Source organism: Nostoc flagelliforme FACHB-838 (assembly GCF_014698065.1).
In the GTDB taxonomy this organism is placed as follows: domain Bacteria; phylum Cyanobacteriota; class Cyanobacteriia; order Cyanobacteriales; family Nostocaceae; genus Nostoc; species Nostoc flagelliforme_B.
Genome location: NZ_JACJSI010000434.1, coordinates 1 through 4,643, shown reverse-complemented (window position 1 = coordinate 4,643; position 4,643 = coordinate 1). Strand labels below are relative to the sequence as shown.

Annotated in this window: 1 protein-coding gene and 2 pseudogenes; 2 read left to right on the top strand and 1 reads right to left on the bottom strand. The window is 41.7% G+C overall.

Features of this window, described 5'->3' with window-relative positions; all coding sequences use genetic code 11:
- Positions 1 to 2,209 (top strand): annotated as a pseudogene (locus H6G97_RS45820) (hypothetical protein); the annotation flags it as partial.
- Positions 2,210 to 2,233: 24 nt separating this feature from the next.
- Positions 2,234 to 4,372 (top strand): pPIWI_RE module domain-containing protein, encoded by a 2,139-nt coding sequence (locus H6G97_RS54195; protein WP_242056077.1) that lies wholly within the window; start codon positions 2,234 to 2,236, stop codon positions 4,370 to 4,372.
- 61 nt (positions 4,373 to 4,433) lie between these two features.
- Here H6G97_RS54195 and H6G97_RS45810 read toward each other — a convergent pair.
- Positions 4,434 to 4,643, bottom strand: a pseudogene (locus tag H6G97_RS45810) (hypothetical protein); the annotation flags it as partial.

Sequence of the window (4,643 nt, the reverse complement as noted above, 5' to 3'; positions counted from 1 at the left end):
TTTTTGTAAATTCTCTTTCTGTAATTTACTTAAGTATCCTTTGGCTGGCATAGCAGTAAGTCCACGAGTTTATTTAATTTACATTTTATGCAAATTAGATGTGGAACAGCTTAATAGCGGCGTTTTTGATGATATTGGCGTGAAAACAGAACAATTCTCTAAAACTAACCGTGTTATGCCCCCAACAACACAGCGATGGACTGGTGCAGAACGTGATGCACAAAAAGCTATTACAGCAACATTGACCCTACTCGATAAACAGGTTGGACATCAATTTCTCGGAAAATGGGTAAAACGAGGTTACTTTACACCTAACTCTCTTCTGTTCAAATTTGCCCGTCGTCTTGCTGGATTAGAAGAATTTGAACCTTCTGATACATCTGAGGCAGTTTCAACAGCAAATACTCAACTTGTTGAGCCAATTGTGCGCTATTTTGATGCACTACTCAACGAGGATGATCCGTTGCGGATGCAATCTTCATCTAACCCAAACCGAGATCCAGTCTTTCGTCTGGCGCGTCTTATGCAAGAAATCAATAGTACTGGAGAAAGTGCTTCAGATGAGAATATCCACAGAGATTGCAGAGCCTGGATTATCGAATTTTTCCCAAATACAGAACAGTGTTTAGCGCAACTACGAACAGAATTGGAGAATCGCAATCAAAGTTCTCAACAACAGCGACGTTCACCGAACGGAGATGAGCCAGATGTAGATACTATTGAAACATTGGCTTATCGCCTCCAATTTGCGCTGACGATCGCCCTTTTGGATCGACACACTCGAATTGTCTTCTATGAATGGCATAATCGACCGACATCAATCAACGACGAATCACCACATGATCGAATGCCTGCTGCAATATTGAATATTTTGCCATTACCTCCCACGGGGCGACAGTTCGGCACTTATTACTCTAGAGGGAATGATGACGATAAAAGATCCAGATATGGCAGCAATAATACGCTGACGTTATTTGCCTACACCAATATTGGACGCTGCTATATTTTAAATTTTCATCGTTTATTAACCGATTTTAACGGTCAACGTGGCCCCAACGTGTTAGCACTTTCTGGAACATCCTATTTACCACATTCTACCAGCTTTCACGTTGCTAATCCGCATGGTGTTTTAATGCCAGAACAGGGGGCGAGAGATGCGATCGCTCAAAGCCACTTCAAATTTCTTCCTCAATTTGACCAAAAGAAAAAACCCCTCCGTATTTCTGGTAGCCCTGAACGGCAGAAAATGGGTTTATTTCAGGAAATAGCGCGATCGCTCGTTGGTACTAACGGTACAGGGCATCTAGGGCAAGAACTTAGGGAATTAAAGCGTCTTGGCGAAAATGATTTAAGTAACCATTGGAAGGATCGCGATCGCCTTCTTCTACTCGTCAACTCCTACGATCAAGCTCGTTGGGCAGCAAACGAAATTCGCAATTGCTGGTCAAGTAAGCAGGACGTTGTTTATCACCTAGTTCGTGACAATGTAGATACATACACGGAAGATAACTTTGATGAGCTAGCGAAATTTGTCAAACCACCTGATAAGGGTGCGCTCAATCGTGCAGATATTGAAACTTTTGGGCAAATTAAAGGAAAGATTCTTGTTGCTCCTATGAATGCGATCGGGCGTGGTTTCAATATTTTGAATGCCAACGGTAAAGCCGCATTTGGTGCTATTTACTTTCTGACTCGTCCATATCCACATCCACATGATACACAGGCGATCGCCCAAGAAATGAACCGTCGCGCTTTAGATTGGGCGGATAAAGCAGACTTTCTAGCATGGCAACAAGGAGACGGAATTGTACAACGTGCTGAAAAGGTGCGCCAACTAGCGGCGCGTTACTGGCGATCGGTTGAACAACGTTCTTACTATAAAACTCTGCGCGATAATCAGGAATTACTTGCTTTTCCCCGGTTCGATCTTGCTGCAACTACTGCTGGATTAGTTATTCAAGCCGTTGGTCGTCTTTTGCGTGGAGGTGTCCCATTTCGTGGTTATTTTGTCGATGCGGCTTGGGCACCCAAGAGTGCTGCAAGGAAAGCTGATCCAGAATTATCTGAATTAGATACAGAAGAGACAAGTCTTCTGGTTGCAATGCTTCTACGAATCTGTGACTACGCCAGCGAGGAAAACACAGTAGGAAATGCGCTTTACAAGCCTCTAGCCGATGCCCTGGAAGGAATCGAAGACCTGCATTGGTAAATTTTTTGTATAAAGGAATTGATAATGCCTAAAAAAGACGTGCAACCTCCTATTCTTTTACCTGCAAGAATGAATCTTGCAGAAGATGTTCTTACAGATTTGGAAATTGCGGTACTTGAGTTTCCATTTGCAGAAATTGTTGCGGACTTTCGTAACAGTATGGAAGAAGTTCTCTCACCTAATCGCAAGAAAAAGGTCTGGATACCGTATCGACAGTTAAACAATGGATTGCTTGCCTGTGCATCAACGTTGACACATGGTTTTGAATACTTTGATACAGGCGATTATCGAGCATTAGCTGTAGGAACAGTTGAAAATCCGTTGCGAGTTCCAACTCCTGAGCAAATACATGAGTTAGTGATGATTTGGGCGCAGGAGTGGACAAAGCAATTTGATGGTAAGGGTAAAACAGATCAGGTGAATAGTGTTTGCGATCGCTTCCTTGAAAACATGGCCATAATTCCTAGTAATTGGAATTGGCAACCTATCACTCCAGCAACGCTCATTCAAAACATCAATGCCGAAAAAGGACTGGGATACCAAGCTATTCCTAGTTTCTTAGCAACATTGCTACATGAACAAAAATGTGTTATTCACTCCGGGCAAAGAGAGCAAGAAATTCAGTGGCGCAAGGTACAAGGCGATGGCTCAGGTCGTACTGGGCTATTCTTAGTCAGTCAACCATTTTCGGCACTGTACACAGATGACTATGGCAAAGAAAGGGAAGGTTATTTTGTCTATCGCTTGGATTTTCGCGTTCAGACTCAAGCAGGGCGATTCAACCAAAATGGCAAGCTTCAACCGTGGATTTTTTTGCATTTAAGTTGCCAACGATATGCTCATGAGCCATTAATTGAAACTAACTATGCCCGTGATATATCTGTCTTGATGGGGATGAATGAAGAACGTTTATCTGGTTATGAAGTAGATTCAACTTTGATACGTCTTACCATTGAAAACAATGGAAGAGAAGATAGTGACCTGTGGAAATTTCAGTTACCAAATCTGCTAGCTGCATTCAAAGCGCGTCCCCTTGAAACAACCCAGAATATTCTTGGCAATCCTGCGAACTACAGCAATTTATATAATCATCCTAACTGGAATAGAGATGAATATTATTTAGTTCATGCTGAAGGATACAAGTATGAACATGAAAACCATAAAAGAGGACATAGTATTAAACCAGGATTTAGTTTACAGGAACGCGGTGATATCGTTGCTCAAGTGTTAGAACTTTTAAATGGTGTTTTGATACCTGATGATCCAATGCAGTGTGATATTCCTGTTCCATCTGGTCAAAAAACACCCTTGGCTATGCGCGATTACGAATATATTTCTCAACTTCCAAGTTTTACAATACAACAAAAAGAAAAGCTAACTGAAAAAGAAATTAAGCAACGTGTAGATAACCGTCGTCAAGAAAGACAAACAATCATTGCTGATGCTATTGAGCGGGCGTTGCAAGGAAAACCCATACATCTTTTTATTCTGTGGCGTGAACGATATACCTATGATGTAACTTGCCAGACATTGCGTGATGCTTTCCTGCTCAATGAAGGAGAAGATTTTCCAGAGCATATCAAAGTATCATCTGTGTGGATTGATGATCCAAATCTTTTGAAACCACTCGACACAGCCGGACTTACAACTAAAAATAGTCAAGAGTTTGACAAACATATCCGCAAGCAGCATCAAATGAAGCTCGATGCATGGCGCGACTTTTTGAAACAGAAGGTTATTGCTTCAATTGACTCTACTACTAAGCCTTACTGTTTTGCAATTATTGAAATTGGACAAACAAAAAAAAAGGGAGTTCATCCCAAGCAAAGCATCTATAGAGTAGTTCGTGAAGCTTGTGTGTTAGAAAAAATCGGTTCCCAAATGGTGCAAACAGTTATACCAAAATCATCTGCCAAAGAAGATGAAAGCACAGATACATCGCTATCTTACAGCAAGAAGACGGAAGGACGTATTCTAAGTGCTGTACTGGATCTAACGCTACGCCAGGTTGGGACACTCTATGGACTGCCCTCAGAAGTTTATGAACAGGCAGGAATACCCAAAGAAATCGCCCAAAACCTAGATGTAATTGCTCTTTGTCGCCGAAAAGCTACTCAAGAAGGACAAGATAATATCGGTCGGTTCGCTGATTTAAAAAGCTAGAAGAGGAATTAATGCACTGTAAAGCTTATGGAGCTTAATTAGATAGGATTCTGGTAAGCACTTATCCAGGTACAAGGTAAGGGAAAGTGTAAAGTGACTGCGGTATTCCCATCAGAGTTAAAATTTGTTGTTGAAGTTCACCGAGTTGAGTCATTTCGTAGCTGCCGTCTCGATGAAAATACATTGTTATACCATTGAAAGCATTCAACAACTTTTCTGCTGTTGGTTTGGTTGTGTGGCGCTTGGGATTACCATCATACAGACCAGCCAA

Coding starts and splice junctions, on each gene's coding strand:
- H6G97_RS54195 (WP_242056077.1), top strand. CDS start 2,234: ATGCCTAAAAAAGACGTGCAACCTCCTATTCTTTTACCTGCAAGAATG.